This window comes from Vibrio sp. 1180_3 (assembly GCF_029478545.1).
Lineage (GTDB): Bacteria > Pseudomonadota > Gammaproteobacteria > Enterobacterales > Vibrionaceae > Vibrio > Vibrio aestuarianus.
Map to the genome: position 1 here is coordinate 1 of NZ_SJFM01000054.1, position 14,905 is coordinate 14,905.

General features: G+C 40.7%; 14 protein-coding genes and 1 tRNA gene. 7 read left to right on the top strand and 8 right to left on the bottom strand.

Going from position 1 to position 14,905, the window contains the following annotated elements; all coding sequences use genetic code 11:
- The first annotated feature begins 188 nt into the window (after positions 1–188).
- Positions 189–1,049, top strand: a complete 861-nt coding sequence (locus tag EYW48_RS19530; protein WP_277432883.1) for an AraC family transcriptional regulator — start codon at positions 189–191, stop codon at positions 1,047–1,049.
- 142 nt (positions 1,050–1,191) lie between these two features.
- On the opposite strand, the gene EYW48_RS19535 is transcribed toward EYW48_RS19530, so the two are convergent.
- Together EYW48_RS19535 and EYW48_RS19540 are read right to left on the bottom strand one after the other, a co-directional pair.
- Complete coding sequence (locus tag EYW48_RS19535; protein ID WP_274682249.1) at positions 1,192–1,839, bottom strand: isochorismatase family protein; 648 nt, start codon at positions 1,837–1,839, stop codon at positions 1,192–1,194.
- A 19-nt stretch (positions 1,840–1,858) separates the two neighbouring features.
- On the bottom strand, positions 1,859–2,572 hold the full coding sequence (locus EYW48_RS19540) for an NUDIX domain-containing protein (RefSeq protein WP_277432884.1): 714 nt from the start codon (positions 2,570–2,572) through the stop codon (positions 1,859–1,861).
- Positions 2,573–2,850: 278 nt separating this feature from the next.
- On the opposite strand from EYW48_RS19540, the gene pncB reads away from it, so the two are divergent.
- On the top strand, positions 2,851–4,104 hold the full coding sequence (pncB, locus tag EYW48_RS19545) for a nicotinate phosphoribosyltransferase (RefSeq protein WP_274683900.1): 1,254 nt from the start codon (positions 2,851–2,853) through the stop codon (positions 4,102–4,104).
- 280 nt (positions 4,105–4,384) lie between these two features.
- On the opposite strand, the gene EYW48_RS19550 is transcribed toward pncB, so the two are convergent.
- From EYW48_RS19550 to EYW48_RS19560, 3 genes are all read right to left on the bottom strand, one after another.
- A complete protein-coding gene (locus tag EYW48_RS19550) occupies positions 4,385–5,551 on the bottom strand; it encodes a glycoside hydrolase family 5 protein (protein ID WP_277432885.1) in 1,167 nt (388 codons plus the stop codon).
- 214 nt (positions 5,552–5,765) lie between these two features.
- Positions 5,766–7,007 (bottom strand): putative glycoside hydrolase, encoded by a 1,242-nt coding sequence (locus tag EYW48_RS19555; protein WP_261927679.1) that lies wholly within the window; start codon positions 7,005–7,007, stop codon positions 5,766–5,768.
- Between the two features lie 47 nt (positions 7,008–7,054).
- Positions 7,055–7,753 carry a family 16 glycosylhydrolase gene (locus EYW48_RS19560; protein ID WP_277432886.1) on the bottom strand — a complete coding sequence of 233 codons (699 nt, stop codon included), beginning with the start codon at positions 7,751–7,753 and terminating at the stop codon, positions 7,055–7,057.
- A gap of 450 nt (positions 7,754–8,203) precedes the next feature.
- Here EYW48_RS19560 and EYW48_RS19565 point away from each other — a divergent pair, with 450 nt between their 5' ends.
- Positions 8,204–9,406 carry a cellulase N-terminal Ig-like domain-containing protein gene (locus tag EYW48_RS19565; RefSeq protein ID WP_277432887.1) on the top strand — a complete coding sequence of 401 codons (1,203 nt, stop codon included), beginning with the start codon at positions 8,204–8,206 and terminating at the stop codon, positions 9,404–9,406.
- Positions 9,403–10,527, top strand: a complete 1,125-nt coding sequence (locus tag EYW48_RS19570; RefSeq protein WP_277432888.1) for a glycoside hydrolase family 9 protein — start codon at positions 9,403–9,405, stop codon at positions 10,525–10,527. The genes EYW48_RS19565 and EYW48_RS19570 overlap by 4 nt, the downstream gene beginning before the upstream one ends.
- Here EYW48_RS19570 and EYW48_RS19575 read toward each other — a convergent pair.
- Positions 10,469–10,636, bottom strand: a complete 168-nt coding sequence (locus tag EYW48_RS19575) for a LacI family DNA-binding transcriptional regulator (protein ID WP_171981140.1) — start codon at positions 10,634–10,636, stop codon at positions 10,469–10,471. The two genes, EYW48_RS19570 and EYW48_RS19575, sit on opposite strands and share 59 nt — an antisense overlap.
- A 290-nt stretch (positions 10,637–10,926) precedes the next feature.
- On the opposite strand from EYW48_RS19575, the gene EYW48_RS22020 reads away from it, so the two are divergent.
- The gene (locus tag EYW48_RS22020) at positions 10,927–11,040 is read left to right on the top strand and encodes a helix-turn-helix domain-containing protein (protein WP_338114806.1); all 114 of its coding nucleotides are present in this window, start codon (positions 10,927–10,929) and stop codon (positions 11,038–11,040) included.
- 201 nt (positions 11,041–11,241) lie between these two features.
- Here EYW48_RS22020 and EYW48_RS19580 read toward each other — a convergent pair.
- Positions 11,242–11,316: transfer RNA gene (locus tag EYW48_RS19580), tRNA-Gly, on the bottom strand.
- 219 nt (positions 11,317–11,535) lie between these two features.
- On the opposite strand from EYW48_RS19580, the gene EYW48_RS19585 reads away from it, so the two are divergent.
- Together EYW48_RS19585 and EYW48_RS19590 are read left to right on the top strand one after the other, a co-directional pair.
- On the top strand, positions 11,536–13,890 hold the full coding sequence (locus EYW48_RS19585) for a fatty acid cis/trans isomerase (protein ID WP_277432889.1): 2,355 nt from the start codon (positions 11,536–11,538) through the stop codon (positions 13,888–13,890).
- A gap of 34 nt (positions 13,891–13,924) precedes the next feature.
- Positions 13,925–14,095, top strand: a complete 171-nt coding sequence (locus EYW48_RS19590; protein WP_168524685.1) for a hypothetical protein — start codon at positions 13,925–13,927, stop codon at positions 14,093–14,095.
- A gap of 92 nt (positions 14,096–14,187) precedes the next feature.
- On the opposite strand, the gene EYW48_RS19595 is transcribed toward EYW48_RS19590, so the two are convergent.
- Positions 14,188–14,631: an RNA-binding S4 domain-containing protein gene (locus tag EYW48_RS19595; RefSeq protein ID WP_168524915.1), complete on the bottom strand. Its 444-nt coding sequence runs from the start codon at positions 14,629–14,631 to the stop codon at positions 14,188–14,190.
- Between the last annotated feature and the right edge of the window lie 274 nt (positions 14,632–14,905).

Below are 14,905 nucleotides of genomic sequence, written 5' to 3' on the forward strand. Positions count from 1 at the left end.
TCTACGATTACATGGTCAAATGTATGAAAGAACTGGCAAAGCCAGAGCCTGATATTAACTCTCTTCTGCCTTGGAACGTCTCACACTGAAATTAAAACGCCCCGTGGGATTATGGGGCGCATACGTTCTATTTTGCAATAAGAATTACTATTAATCTCATGGATAAAAAAAATTACATTCGCTAATCAATGAAGTCTCTCAACAGTTTTTGCCGCATTGCTGAAACCGAATACGCACTTTCGACTGATAAGGTAAATCTACTGTACTACGATTTACCAAAACACTTCCACGATGAATACCGCTCATACGATGCACCACGTCTTTGCACTATTTTACAGGGTCACAAAGAGGTGGTGATTAATCAAGCGGAACAATTTAGTTATCAGCGAGAACAATGTGTGTTACTTCCTCCGCATTCAACAGTTTATATGTCGATGACTGAGTACACTAAGGCATTAGTTTACGAATTTAGTGACGAAATTGTTGATGGCGTACGTTCACAAGTGAGCGAACAACTTGAAGTAGACTGCGAAGTCAAATTTGACCATAACCAATTTCAGCTCGAGCAATTACAAGATCAATTGCTTAATACGCATGTACGAGTACAGTCAATACTGCAAAGCAGAGATAACAATATTCCATTCCTGTTAGATTTGACTTGCCAAGAGTTAGTCTATGAGCTGTTAAAACGACAAGGTTGCCACGATATTCTACACCACTATAAAAATCATCCAATTAACCGCGTGATCAGCTTGATGAAATCAAACCAAGGGCAAGTCATGTCGATCTCAGACTTTGCTGAAGAAGTGAATATGTCACTGCCAAACTTCAGTCAAAAATTCAAAATGATCACCACTCAAAGCCCTAAAGAATTCATGACCAAAGTTCGCCTGACTAAAGCTAAGCGTTACCTATCTTCGATGTCGGTGACGGATACCGCTTTAGAATTAGGTTATGAAAATATTTCTCACTTTATTCGATTATTTAAGAAAGAATTCGGCATCACCCCCAAGCAATTTAAACTGACCCAAGAGTTGTCATGCCGATGAGCCTAGGGCGTGTTGACCTTTCAAGCTGATCTTTGCAGCGGTTTGTGGGTTCTTTGTACAAGGTAGAAACTTTGAAATGTAGTTTTCTACTTGATAATCCAATAACGTAGTTAAGATGGCCTACAACCACTGTCAAATAGACTTATAGTATAGCGTCAGAATTTTCGACCAATATCACGCCTTTGTCGGCCAGTTCGCCAATAACCGTGATTGCATTTTCTGGAAAAACGGCTCGTGTCGAGGCGAGGTTTAGGATCACACGAAAACCGGCATCAAGAAGCTGCTCGACTGATTTCTTGACACAAAAATCCAAAGCTAACCCACCCACAATAACGGTATCTATCGCTTTTGCTCGCAGAAACTCAATTCCGCCAGTGGACAACCTATCGGCTTGATCGTGATAAAACGCCCCGTATGGATGAGCGTCTGGGTCAATGCCTTTGTTAAGTTGAAAGTCGTACTCGCGAACAGCAGGCAAGCCAGGTAACAGCTCAACGCCAAGCGTTCCTACCACACAATGCGGGTTCCACTTAATGTCTACTTCTGGCAATCCTACCGGTTGCAGCATCTTATCGGGTGATTGAGCTTCCCAAGCCGCACCTGGTGGGTGCATATCACGAGACACCAACCTTACACTGGCTTTATTGTGGTTGTGTTTCAGCTCATCAACAATCTCTAACGCCCCCGCAACAGGTAGCTCATTAGGACATAGCTCACTAAAACCTTTCTGTGGATCAACATCAACCGAAGCTGTTTTGGCTTTATCAATCTTTATGGTTTGCATTTGCATGATTCACTCCTTGTTGGGTTTAGCGCAGACAGGTCTGAAAATAAGTCACACTTTTTTCACTAAGGCTATAAACCTGTGCCGGCTTACCGCCCTTCCCTTTATTGGTCGACGCCATTTTCTTCGCACTCACAATCACGCCAGTATCAATCAAGCGACGCTTGACCGTCATACGATTAACCTCGACACCGAACTTTGCATAGACAGCGATAATATCTGACACCAAAAACTCTTTTTCCAAAACAAACAATGCCACTGACGTATATTCAACTGCAGCTCTTAGTTTCTTCCATGCCAATTTAATGAGCTCAGCATGGTCAAAAGCCAGTTCAATTTCATCCTTTAGCACGCGCTCAAGGGTAAACCATCTTAATTGCTCTTGGCACAGCCCACTGTTTTCAATCTGCTCGACATTGGCATTATTGAGCAGCGCATAGTGCGCAATCGTCACACTCCAACCATCGGGGTCTCGCTTGGGGTTTCCCTCAACCATAGGCTCACTAATGTAGTGCGGATAGGTGTGAATTTTTTGCCGACATATACGTTTACGTGCTGCTTCAAAATCTTGATCGGCTTGCTGCCCACCTTGCTCAATAAGGTCTTGCTCAAATACGAATCCACCGGGAATAGACCACAGACCATGTTGCGGCCGATCAGGGTTATTGCGCTTAATCAATAACACCTCCAAGCCTTGTGTTCCAATTCGAAGACATATCATGTCAATGGTCACTATCATCGTCAGTTTCCTAAGTCCCTAATTGTTGGTTACATTACCACTGCTAAATTACAGGTCAACAGGAAAGTAACTAACCGTGACTAACCTTATTTATTTTGAGACGGCCACCTTTAAGCGTATGCCAATAAGATAAACCGATTAGATAGCATAGACTAAAAGGTAATAGGCGCAATCCAACCCAAAGTGCTAAATTATGGTTAATAACGTAATTTGACAAACCAAATGCAAATTACTAAAGTGCCAACCAGTAAGAGCCAGATAAAAGATAGGATGGCCGTATGAATGCCAAGCTTTTCAACCACAAAATCATTCAAAGCGCGCTTGATCTTGATGTTTATAAGATCAACATGATGTGTGCTGCTTATCGGCTCTATCCTGAAACTCAAGTACGTTATGAGCTCATTGTTCGTTCAGATGAAAACCTGACTGGTTTTAAACACCAAATAGAGCAAGAGATTAACAAACTCACTGACTGTCGTTTTAATCGCGATGAAATAGACTATTTACACTGCCAAGCGCCTCATCTCGACCAAGGCTTTCTAAGCTACTTAGCGAAATTCAGATTTGCTCCAAAACAACAAGTGACCGTATCCGTCGCTGATGAGCATGGTCAAAATCAATTAAAAGTCTCCATACAAGGGATTTGGCATGAAACCATTTTGTATGAAACCTTGGTGATGAGTATTATCTCGGAAGTGCGTAACCGTGAGCTGTGGAGTGGTATTCCCTACGCGCAATTTCACAATGTTTTGCAAAATAAGGTCAACAAACTAAAAACTGAGTTAGCCCGACACGAGATTACTAATTTCCAGTTTTCTGAGATGGGTAGCCGCCGCCGCTTCAGTGCTCAGGTTCAGCACGATGTGGTTGACTATTTTCGTCAACATGCGCCAGAGCTGATGTCTGGTACTAGCAATTACCACCTTGCTAAAAAATTTCAACTGACCCCAATTGGTACTGTTGCGCACGAATGGTTTATGGCCCACCAGCGACTAGTCGACACGGCTCAATCCCAAGCAATCGCACTAGATAGATGGCACGAAACTTTTAAAGGCAAATTGGGCATTGCCCTTACCGATACAATTAGCATAGATGCGTTCTTAAATGACTTTACCGCGCAGCGCGCCAACGCTTACGCTGGGGTCCGTCACGATTCAGGATGCCCATTGATATGGGGCGATAAGATGATTGCTCACTATCAAGCTTTGGGTATTGATCCAATGTCGAAAATATTAATTTTCACAGATAGCCTCGACTTCGACAGAGCGCTAGAGATTTGTCAGTACTTCAGCCAAAGAGCGAATATTAGTTTTGGAATTGGTACATTCTTAGCTAATGATATGGGCGATTGGCAGAGCAATAATAAGCGATACAAGCCATTATCGATGGTGATTAAAATGGCGCAATGCAATGGTAAAGCGGTCGCGAAAATCAGTGATGAACCAGAAAAAGCGATGTGTGAAGATCCGCTCTTTCTTAACCACTTAAAACAATGTTTTGGGCTGGACGTTGAGTTGGACAGAGCAAGCTAAGCCTGACTACACAATTTTTACCTTTTTAAACACATCCTCTTCATTTTAGCCCCTTACGATTGTATGGTATTTGTGCAACTTAAAGAGTGTAATCACTAGTTCCGAAGGAGTAGATATCTAGCATCTTCATCCTTCGGTCAACTACGTACAACTCACGGTAATAATGTGTGTTTCTTTAGCGAGATCATCATACTTCTTTCAACAGTTGTCTTACTTTTCTACGCATTTCCAGAGCATCTTACTTAGAATATGAGTATGGGTATATAAAGATGCAGATTGATCAATTGCTATCTGCGTTTTTAGGTATGAGCCCTTCAACCAACGCTCTTCGCCATTGCTCTGCGTATGGATCGTAAGCACCAAACCCAGAGCTGTATTCCCAGTAATTCCAGCTATACCCCCTCTTTTCCGCTTCTCTGGTAATAAATGCTGTCCAAGCGCGTTGATCTTCTGGCGCAGAGTATTGGCTGTAGACACCAAACTCACCAATATTAATTTCAAACCCATGACCAGGCTCAGCATTCCATTTATCTATAAGATCTAAGTAATCGATCAAAACTTTCTGCTGCGACTCAGTCGCCAACCAACGTGTACCAATCCATGTATCAGCCCCATCTACCCAAGATGCCCCCTGATGAGTGAATTGAAACGGTTCGTAGAAATGCACTGTGATGATTGTATTATCAGGATTAGATGATTTAGGCAGTTCCAAATAAGGTAGCTTAGATACTCCCCCCCAATCAGCAGGCCCTACCATAACTTTACGTTGGCCAAGCGCATTGTTTTGAGTAGCAGAATTCGCATGCCAAACGATATTGGTGAGATCTGAAATTAAACTATTCCATTCTTTAATGCCAACGTCTTCATGAGGCTCATTAAGAAACTCAAAAATCAGTTGGTCTTGATTATATTGGCTAATAGGGAAGCGCTTAGATATTTGATCCCAAAACTTCAATAACCGTGAGCGCTGATAGTCAAAGTCTTTATCATCGTAAAATAGTTCGTCAAAATGGTGAGTATTGATAATTACTTTCAAGTCTTCTTGAATGGCTTGATCAACCACTTCCTGAAAACGTGACAAGAAAGTATCGTCAATAATATTAGGATCATTAGTCAACGTGTGTGCACTCCAGCGAACAGGGATACGTACACTTGCAAATCCAGTTTGGTTGATATTTCTAAAATCACTTGCCTGAATAATCAGGTTATTGTTCCACTCCCCTTCATAAGTGGGCGACTCGAGATAATTCCCCATATTGATACCACGACCAAGCGCAGTAACGTTAAGCCCTTTGCTGTTATTCCAATGATACATATCTGTGTAATAACGATTGTCTAGGGCAACAGATTGCTCACTTTTATCGTTATGATTGTTATCCGAGCCACACCCTATAACGGCAAAGAGACTTAAAATAGCCACACTCGTTATTTTTATCTCACGAATCATAAAATATTATTCCTTTAAAACCCAACAATCATGAAAAATTATTTCAATTGGAAAAAATAAATAAGCTTTACTTATATATAGTTAGAAGCGAACAGAAGCTTGGCTGATAATGGTTTATTTTTAATTTCTTTACGCAACAAAGTCACCTCACTCATACATAGGAATGAGATGACAATATTCGTCTACCTTAACTCTATGTGAAATTACTTAATAACTATAATTTGGTACAAGGAGATGCAGGATCATAGCTGTCGCCTTTACCTTCAATTGATATATTGGCAAATGAAAATGCCAGATCCTTCATGCTGTCCCACGGCCCAGAGATATAAATAACTTTCTTGACTTGAGTTAAGCTACCTTGAGGAATAATCGATGCAACCGGAATTTGGCAGCGGTACCATTCATTGTCACTTGGTACGATTGCACTATCCACAGTAAAGAACAGGCCGAAATCTTCAGTGACCCCATCCATTCTAACCTGAAGGCCATTGGTTTCTCCGTAGCTTTTGATTTTCAAGTCGAGACTAACAAGTTCATCGCTGTAAGCAGAGAAATCCATATTAGAATCGTCCCCCCCGAGGAATACACCACCATTCTCTGAAGATGAGACGTTTACGACTTGGTTTTCCTCTTGCACAACAAAACCGAAACTATTTAATGGATAAGCAGACGAATAATCTTGAGCTTGGCTAATTTCACCCGAATAATATAGTGCAACGTCTCCACTATTAAGAGCCGGAGCATTGTTCACACCAAGCTCCACATCATTATTACTGTCACTATCATTATTACTGTCACTATCAGAAGTCGAAGTACAGCTATCAGCGTCCACAACGGTTTCTTGATCTGTAGTTAATCTATAAGTGACATCGGTAATTTCGAAGTCAAATGACTCTTTGACATCCAGATGGAAAGGCGTACCCACTTGTGTAAAATCGACCGCAGTAGCTCCATCGAAAGGTTTCAAACATTTCACTGGAACGCTAAGCGTTTCCCATTCTCCGCTTCCTGTTAACGGATTAACCAGCACTAGACTACTTCTGTTTGGCCACTCATTATCAATCGAAACCACCATAGATTCAGGTGTATCACTTTTCGCCCGAACTTTAAATTCTAGGTAACCAGTCTGATAAGTGCTTAGATCCGTTGCCACTTCGGACTTAAGCATGAATAAGTGACTCCCTGTACCTGTAACTTGGATATCTGCGGTATCGTTCTCACCGTTATTATTGATTAATACAGCACTGATACCTGCCAAACTCACAGGGGTCACGCTGACCTCCGCGACCTTCCAACCATCATTCTCAGACTGGATCCACGGAGAAATGCCAGCAGTTGTACCTACGCCTAAGAATGTCGAAACATCAGATTTATTATCGTTATTATCAGAATAACACCCAGAAATAACCATCGCCATTAATGGCAAAAGAATAAATTTTTTACTTATTTTTTTCATGATAACTTTATACTCTCGTTAATTGTTATATATAAAACATCAGCAGATCACTCATAAGAATAAAATCTAACTATTCGATATTTGGCATAAACGGGATTGCCATTATAATAACTAGGTGGAAACTGGGGATTAGCACTTATCCAGTTATTAATAAATATTTGCATATAATCTGAGACTGTTTTATTGGCTCTTCGTACTTGAATCCACTGATTATGATATCGACTGAAAACTTCCCATATCACACCATATTCATCGATTGTGAATGCATATTTTTCCATGCTCCAAATAGACATCCCATATTGACCTAAGTCGATATCTACAGGAGATTGACGACCTTCTATCCATACATTCGTGTGTAATAAATTCGTTCCTCCCATCAGTTCAATATCAACTTCATAATGACTGTCAGTTCCAGATTCTCCCGCATAAGTAAAAAATGAACTAATGGTTCCGGGAACAGCTCCCGCTTGCATTTCTACTTCATAACGTCCACGACGAACGTATTGGTAAGTTCTAATTTCAGAGCAGCTCTTACTATAAGAGTCTGATTTAGCGTGCATAATCAATAGATTATCTTCCCGCCAAACATTTTGTGATTGCCATGTACAATCGAACTCGCTTCCACCATTTCTCCATCCATCTGAGACGAGCCAGTTCATTCCGCTCCAATCCAAAGCAAAACTGTAAGAAACACATAATGTATTGAGTAGCAATACATAGCTGCAGCGTCGTAGAATTGTGTTCATTTTTAACCTCTTAACTAGGGTTATATACCTGTCGTATACATTTATAGGTTTCGAGAACAAAGTATGAACAGCAAAATCTCTTTGTTTCCCCACTTCTTTTACGATTAGACTCTAGATGTATTTGTTAAAAATTGTCCATATCCACCTTTAAAAAATATGTTTTAATTAATCAGTAAAAATAAAAAAAAAGGAATCAATCACACTTCCATAGAGATCATGAAATCGTTTCTTGAAATTAATATTTTATTTTTAAAAACAAAATATGATGGAAAATAAAATAACAATCATCTTCACAAATTAAAAAGTATCACTTGCATTGTTAAGAAATATATCGTCTTATCGGAATGCCCTATTTCTAAAGCTTATATTTAAACTTCCACTTTTTGTGGGGGTAATGACTATTGCAAAAGAGATCTATCCATATCATCCTTTTAAATTCACGAGGTTAAAATGAATAAGAAACAGCTAAGTATCGTAGCTATTTTTAGTTGTGGTTTTATTGGACTTAGTGGCTGTGCTGTAGAGCCATCGACGTCCAGTAATTCCGGCGAATATAAAGAAGAACTCATTACCAATGGCAGTTTTTCGCAAAGTACCGACGGATGGTGGGCTGCAGGCGCAGAACTACAATCTACTAACGAAATGGGTTGCATTACCTTTACCCAGAAGGGTAAGAATCCATGGGATGTAATTCTTGGACAATCGGGACTGGCTTTAAAACAAGGCCAAAACTACCATCTACAATTTAGTGCGCTAGCAAAACAGTCAATAAACGTAAAAGCACTAGTCCAACATAATGGAGCGCCATACACCAACCATTTTGTTCAGGATATTTCTCTCAATCAGGATCTTAAACCATTTCAATTTTCATTTAAGCCAACTGGTGATGACGATAACGTTCAATTCCAGTTTCAAATGGGAACCGAATCACCAACAACCGTCTGTGTTAAAGATGTTTCTTTAACCGGCCCAAAATATGTTAAGGAGAGCGACCTAGCTCGCGTAAGAGTTAACCAAGTCGGCTACTTTATCCACGGGCCTAAACATGCCACGGTCGTCACTAAAGAGACATCACCAATAAGTTGGAAGTTATTAGGTGCTGACCAACGTGTTATCGCTGAGGGTGAAACGATTCCATTCGGCTTGAATAAAGCCTCTGGTGAACATGTCCAGTTGATCGATTTTAGCAATGTGCAAAATCCGGCAAAGAAAGCCACGTTAGAAGTGGACGGACATCAAAGCCATCCATTTGTTATTGATAATGCCATTTATAGAAAAATGAAGTACGACGCCCTTTCTTTCTTCTATCAACAACGAAGTGGCATCGATATTGTTCCTGAGTACGTTCAACGAGCCGACCTCACTCGACCTGCAGGACATTTGCCTGAAGTTGTTACGTGTTTTAATAAAACCGATGCAAAAGGAAACCAATGGCCAGGCTGTGATCTTAATTTAGATGTCACTGGCGGCTGGTATGACGCGGGAGATCATGGCAAGTACGTGGTTAATGGCGGTATCTCGGCATGGACTCTCGCCAACTACTACGAAAGAGAAAAGCAGGCAAACCGTACCAACGCATTTGCAGATGGAAAAGTAAAAATCCCGGAAATAACAACAACTTCAACGATCTTCTTGATGAAATTCGCTGGATGATGGACTTTATGATGGCAATGCAAGTGCCTGAAAACAGCAAAATCTGGGTTCCCGTGGGTGATCAATCCGAGAAATTAGATCAATTGAAACTCACGCCGATTAATGCCGATGGCATGGCTTTTCATAAAGTCGCTGATGACGCTTGGACGGGAATGCCTTTACCTCCTCACAAAGATCCACGTGAGCGATTCTTAAGCTACCCAACAACAGCCGCTACGCTTAATTTAGCCGCTACTGCTGCTCAATGTGCAAGGATCTGGCAAGATCTCGATCCTAGCTATGCTAAGCGGTGCCTAATTTCTGCAGAAAAAGCCTGGAAAGCGGCTAATCAACACAAAAATGTGTATGCATACGATAACTTTGTCGGCTCCGGTCCATATGATGATACTCAGCTAGATGATGAGTTTTACTGGGCGGCTGCGGAACTGTTTGTCACGACAGGGAAAGAAGAATACAAAAAAGCGGTTCAATCTTCACCTTACTATTTAGCGACTCCTAAAGGAGATATTAATGCAACTGGCGATCTGTACTGGCAAGGAGTGAGCGCAGCAGGAACCTTGTCTCTTGCTATCGTTCCTAATAAATTACCAGCTAGCGAAATAGAGAAAGCACGTGCGAATATTATCAAAACTGCGGACGCTTATTACCAGTCGATAGAAAAAGAAGGTTATCTTATTCCTTACAACACCGAAGAGTACCCATGGGGTTCAAATTCAAACTTAATGAACCGCAGTATCTTCTTGGGTATTGCATATGATTTCACCAATAATTCGAAGTACGTAGAAGGCATTATTGATGCGATGGACTATGTCCTCGGTCGCAACGCGTTAGATCAGTCTTATGTTTCAGGCTATGGTAGTCGCCCGCTTCTGAATCCTCATCACCGTTTTTGGGCTCATGCCGCCGACAGTGAATCTCCAGTAGTCGCTCCTGGTGTCATGTCTGGAGGACCGAATTCTATTAACTTCAGTGATCCTGTCGCAGCATCAATGAAAGGCAAGTGTATTGGACAAACTTGTTGGAAAGATGATATCGGGGCATGGACACTCAATGAAATAACCATCAACTGGAATGCGCCATTTTTCTGGGCAACGAGTTTCTTAGATGAAACCGTTCAATAACTGAGTAACATGACATATTAAAGTATCGAGAAACCGTACTGGGAGATACGTTAGCAAGCTTCGCAACTTCGTAAGCGGTAGGCGCCTTGGTTTTATTTGTTTTATCCATATGAAGACTTAATGCTTTAGATCCAATCTAGAGTAACCGTTCTAACATATGTTTTCAGATTAGTGAAGGTAAAGGATCGATAAAAATCAATCTCTTATATTTTTGCAAATAACAATAGAGATAACAAAATAATATGTCTTGCCAGAGTTATATCCACATGTGTAACAAATAACAACTAGAGAAGATGGCACTGTCTAGTTGCTAGCATTGCCAACGCAAGTCTGCACGCTCACGATCTGTTTTATGAATGATTTAAGAATGGGTATTATCCATCGTACAATCTCCTATATGTGAAAAATGAAACGGCAGCGCGAGTTGAGTTAGATGTTGTTGACACTTTATGCGGATACTTAGAGATAAGCGTTGGTGAAGTGTTCGAACGGAAAGTTGAAAGCGAAGGTTAAAAACCCCAATGTTGGGCTGATGATTCTATTGAACTGGCCAAAAATAAGCCATTTAATCTAATTTTAGTTTTGGGCACCAAAAAGCCACCAACTGTAAAGTCGACCTAAAAATCATAGTTAATAGAATAACAGATACGAAAAAGCACGCCGTTAAGCGTTTTATGTTCAGTAATTTTGAATTGCTGAATCTTTAGAAAGGATTGGAGCGTACTGCGGGAATCGAACCCGCATCATCAGCTTGGAAGGCTGAGGTAATAGCCATTATACGAAGTACGCTATGTCGTGAAGACCTAGTTAATATGCCACATCTAACTGAAAAGAAAACCCTTTTTTTAACGAAAAACATCTAAGTGAACATTAAACAGGCAAATTTCATTTGATCGATTAAAAATTGCGCTTAACTTGTTTTGAACTGCGGTTATATTAAACACCGTCAGTGGCATGTTCTGTGATTATTTGCTTTAATAACCACACATTCTTTAGATATTTAATCCTATGCCATTTCGTCGACTGATTATTGTTACTCTTGTTGCGCTGTTTTCAGGCTGTGCAATGTACGCTGGTCTTAATTACGACCAATTATTTGGTGAGCCAGAAGTTCAAGCTAGGCAAACACCTCTGGATTCTCAACACGCAGAATTCTTCTTAAATCAAGTTAAACCGATTATTGATAATCGCTGTGTTGTTTGTCACGCCTGTTATGATGCGCCTTGCCAATTGAAAATGTCTTCTGTGGAAGGTATCGATCGCGGCGCGAGTAAAGATCTCGTTTACCAAGGCACTCGCCTAACCGCATCGAAGCCGACCCGCTTGTTTGAAGATGCTGAATTTACTCAACAATGGCGAGATTTTGGCTTTCACCCTGTGCTGAACGAACGGGACCAAACCCCTACCGCCAATATGGAAGCTGGATTAGTGGCAAAGCTACTAATGCAAAAAGAAACTCACCCGCTCCCTTCACAAGCTCAGTTAGAAGGGTTTGATTTTTCAATAGATAGAGAACAGATTTGCCCAACTATTGAAGAATATTCAAAATATGAAAAAGACTACCCAACGTGGGGAATGCCTTATGGTATGCCAAACCTAAGTGATCATGAATACAATACATTGCTGGCTTGGCTAAAAGATGGCGCACTGATGAACGCGCACATACCGCTAACGGCAGAACAAACCACACTTGTAGAGGAATATGAAAAACTGTTGAACTACAGTGCCAGAAAAAATCAGCTGACGGCTCGCTATATTTATGAGCATCTATTTCTCTCACACCTCTATTTCTCTGAGCTTGCAGAGCAACCTAGGTTCTTCTCTTTAGTCCGTTCAGCGACTCCCCCTGGTGAACCAGTCAAGCGTATTAGTACTCGCAGACCTTATGATGACCCAGGGGTAGACCGAGTTTATTATCGCTTAATACCAGAACAGGGCAGCATTGTTGATAAAACACATATGCCCTATGCTCTAAACAAAAAACGGATTGAAGATTGGAAAACGTGGTTCATTGATACCGATTATCAGGTAACTGAGCTACCGAGCTATGATGTTAAAGTTTCGGCAAACCCAATGACGGCTTTTGATGCGCTTCCCGTTAAAGCTCGCTTCAAATTTATGTTGGATAACGCTCAAAATACGGTCATGGCCTACATAAAAGGTCCTGTATGCCGGGGGCAATTAGCACTCAACGTAATTAACGACCGCTTTTGGGTTTTCTTTGTTGATCCAGAAAAAGCCGACTTGCCGGAAGTTAACGATTTTTATCGTTCACAAAAAGACAATTTAGACCTGCCAGGTGAGCTTGAAAGTAATACCTTACCAATCCACAATTGGGTGCACTTTTCTAAGCAACAAGCGCGTTACTTACAAGCAAAATCTGAGGCAAGCAATCAGTGGTTCAAAAATGGTGAAAATCTCACAACAGACATTCTATGGACTGGTGATGGTGTAAACCCTAATGCTGCGCTCACTGTGTTCCGTCATTTTGATAGTGCCTCGGTTGTACAAGGCCTAGTTGGGGAAAAGCCCAAAACAGCTTGGATTTTAGATTATGCGCTGCTCGAACGAATTCATTATTTATTAGTGGCAGGATTTGATGTTTACGGTAACTTTGGTCATCAACTCATTACCCGAATGTTCATGGACTTTCTGCGCCTTGAAGGAGAAAGTAACTTTCTCTCTCTTTTTCCTCGAGACGTGAGACACAAAGAGCACTCAAGTTGGTATCAAAATCAAAGTAAGCATTTAAGCGATTACTTACTACGAAATGTTGCTCCATTCGATCAGCCTAGCGGTGTTGTATATCACTCTGAAAACCAGAAATCTGAACTGTTTGATATGCTCAAAGCAAAACTAGAACCCGTACTGTCAGATCGTTTTAATATCGTCAACACTGGTTTTTCTCAACAAAATGAATGGTTACTTTCGGGGATCAATAAGATAAAGGGAGAAGGCTTACTTTCAATACCTCAGGTCACCATGATAATGATCAAATCAAAGCAAGGGCAAGAACAGTTATTTACACTGCTACATAATAACGCGCACACTAACATTTCGAGCTTATTCGATGAAAAAAGTAACCGCGACCCAGCAAATGATGATTTGACCATAGTCAGAGGTGTTCTAGGCAGTTATCCCGAGGCTTATCTGTCAATGGAAGAAAAAAATATTCCTGAATTGGTTGAACGCCTAACCAATATGCGAAATGAAGAAGATTACGTTAAGCTATTAGATAGATTTGCAATTCGTCGTAGCTCACCAGACTTTTGGCCATTTAGCGATAAAGTTCATGCTTGGTATAAGAAAAATCAACCTATCGAATTTGGTTTACTTGACTACAATAGATTTGAGAATAGATAAAAATCGCTTAATCAGTGGATACAGGAGGTGCGCGATGGCAATACGAGATAGCATTGAAGCACTTGAACAGCAAATTTATGTTGCATGCTCAGAAGGTGACTACGAAACGGTTAACCAGTTAGAGTACCAATTGGAAGTGCTACTAAGTAAAGCTGATCACCCTTTCGACGACGAGTCACCATTAGATGATGACAAATGGCGTTGAAAATTAATAAAGGGAGCATTTGCTCCCTTTACTATATACGCCACAGTAAGTGCACCTTTCCAATTAGACACTACAGCTTGAAGTAATACCAATCAAAAGAAATCAATTGAATTGCGTCCGCTCTCTTTATCTCTATGGATTGGGGATGATTCTTTTTGCTCTTTTTTACGGCTTACTGTTGGTTTCTGTTCTTTTTTTGACTTCGATTTGGTTTTCTTTTTAGGCACTTCACTTACTACTGATTCAGCTTTTTCCGATGGTCGCTCTGATACAGGTTGGTCACAAATCACAACATAGTATTCTTGGTTAAATTCAAAAAAGTCTCCATCGTACATTTTACGACGCTTTCTTGTTTCCAATTCACCATTTACCGCGACATAGCCATCACTAATAAGGTGCTTTGCTTGGCCTCCACCATCGACCAAGTTGGCGATTTTAAGCACTTTGTAAAGCTCTATTGGTTGCACTGAAACATCAATACCAATAGCTTCTATTTCGATTTCTTCTTCATCGAAAGTTTCTATCTCTTCGTTCATCATAACTTCTTAATCATGTTTTTCGCAAAGTGTAATGGTAAATCCAAAAATTAGAAACTATTGTTATCAGCTTGCAAGTGCACTGAGAGCAATAATGCAGTGAATATTCCATACCCAAACCACTTGTGGTTATAAGTTCCTTCGCACTGCATATTTCGGAGCATTCCGATCAGTCATTTCGGGATTATCCGATCACCCATTTCGGTTTAAACCGATCACTGATTCCGCGATTATCCGATCACTTTTAGCCTAACTCCGAAATCGGTGATCGGAA

Coding starts and splice junctions, on each gene's coding strand:
- EYW48_RS19530 (WP_277432883.1), top strand. CDS start 189: ATGAAGTCTCTCAACAGTTTTTGCCGCATTGCTGAAACCGAATACGCA.
- EYW48_RS19535 (WP_274682249.1), bottom strand. CDS start 1,839: ATGCAAATGCAAACCATAAAGATTGATAAAGCCAAAACAGCTTCGGTT.
- EYW48_RS19540 (WP_277432884.1), bottom strand. CDS start 2,572: ATGATAGTGACCATTGACATGATATGTCTTCGAATTGGAACACAAGGC.
- pncB (WP_274683900.1), top strand. CDS start 2,851: ATGAATGCCAAGCTTTTCAACCACAAAATCATTCAAAGCGCGCTTGAT.
- EYW48_RS19550 (WP_277432885.1), bottom strand. CDS start 5,551: ATGATTCGTGAGATAAAAATAACGAGTGTGGCTATTTTAAGTCTCTTT.
- EYW48_RS19555 (WP_261927679.1), bottom strand. CDS start 7,007: ATGAAAAAAATAAGTAAAAAATTTATTCTTTTGCCATTAATGGCGATG.
- EYW48_RS19560 (WP_277432886.1), bottom strand. CDS start 7,753: ATGAACACAATTCTACGACGCTGCAGCTATGTATTGCTACTCAATACA.
- EYW48_RS19565 (WP_277432887.1), top strand. CDS start 8,204: ATGAATAAGAAACAGCTAAGTATCGTAGCTATTTTTAGTTGTGGTTTT.
- EYW48_RS19570 (WP_277432888.1), top strand. CDS start 9,403: ATGATGGACTTTATGATGGCAATGCAAGTGCCTGAAAACAGCAAAATC.
- EYW48_RS19575 (WP_171981140.1), bottom strand. CDS start 10,636: ATGGATAAAACAAATAAAACCAAGGCGCCTACCGCTTACGAAGTTGCG.
- EYW48_RS19585 (WP_277432889.1), top strand. CDS start 11,536: ATGCCATTTCGTCGACTGATTATTGTTACTCTTGTTGCGCTGTTTTCA.
- EYW48_RS19590 (WP_168524685.1), top strand. CDS start 13,925: ATGGCAATACGAGATAGCATTGAAGCACTTGAACAGCAAATTTATGTT.
- EYW48_RS19595 (WP_168524915.1), bottom strand. CDS start 14,631: ATGAACGAAGAGATAGAAACTTTCGATGAAGAAGAAATCGAAATAGAA.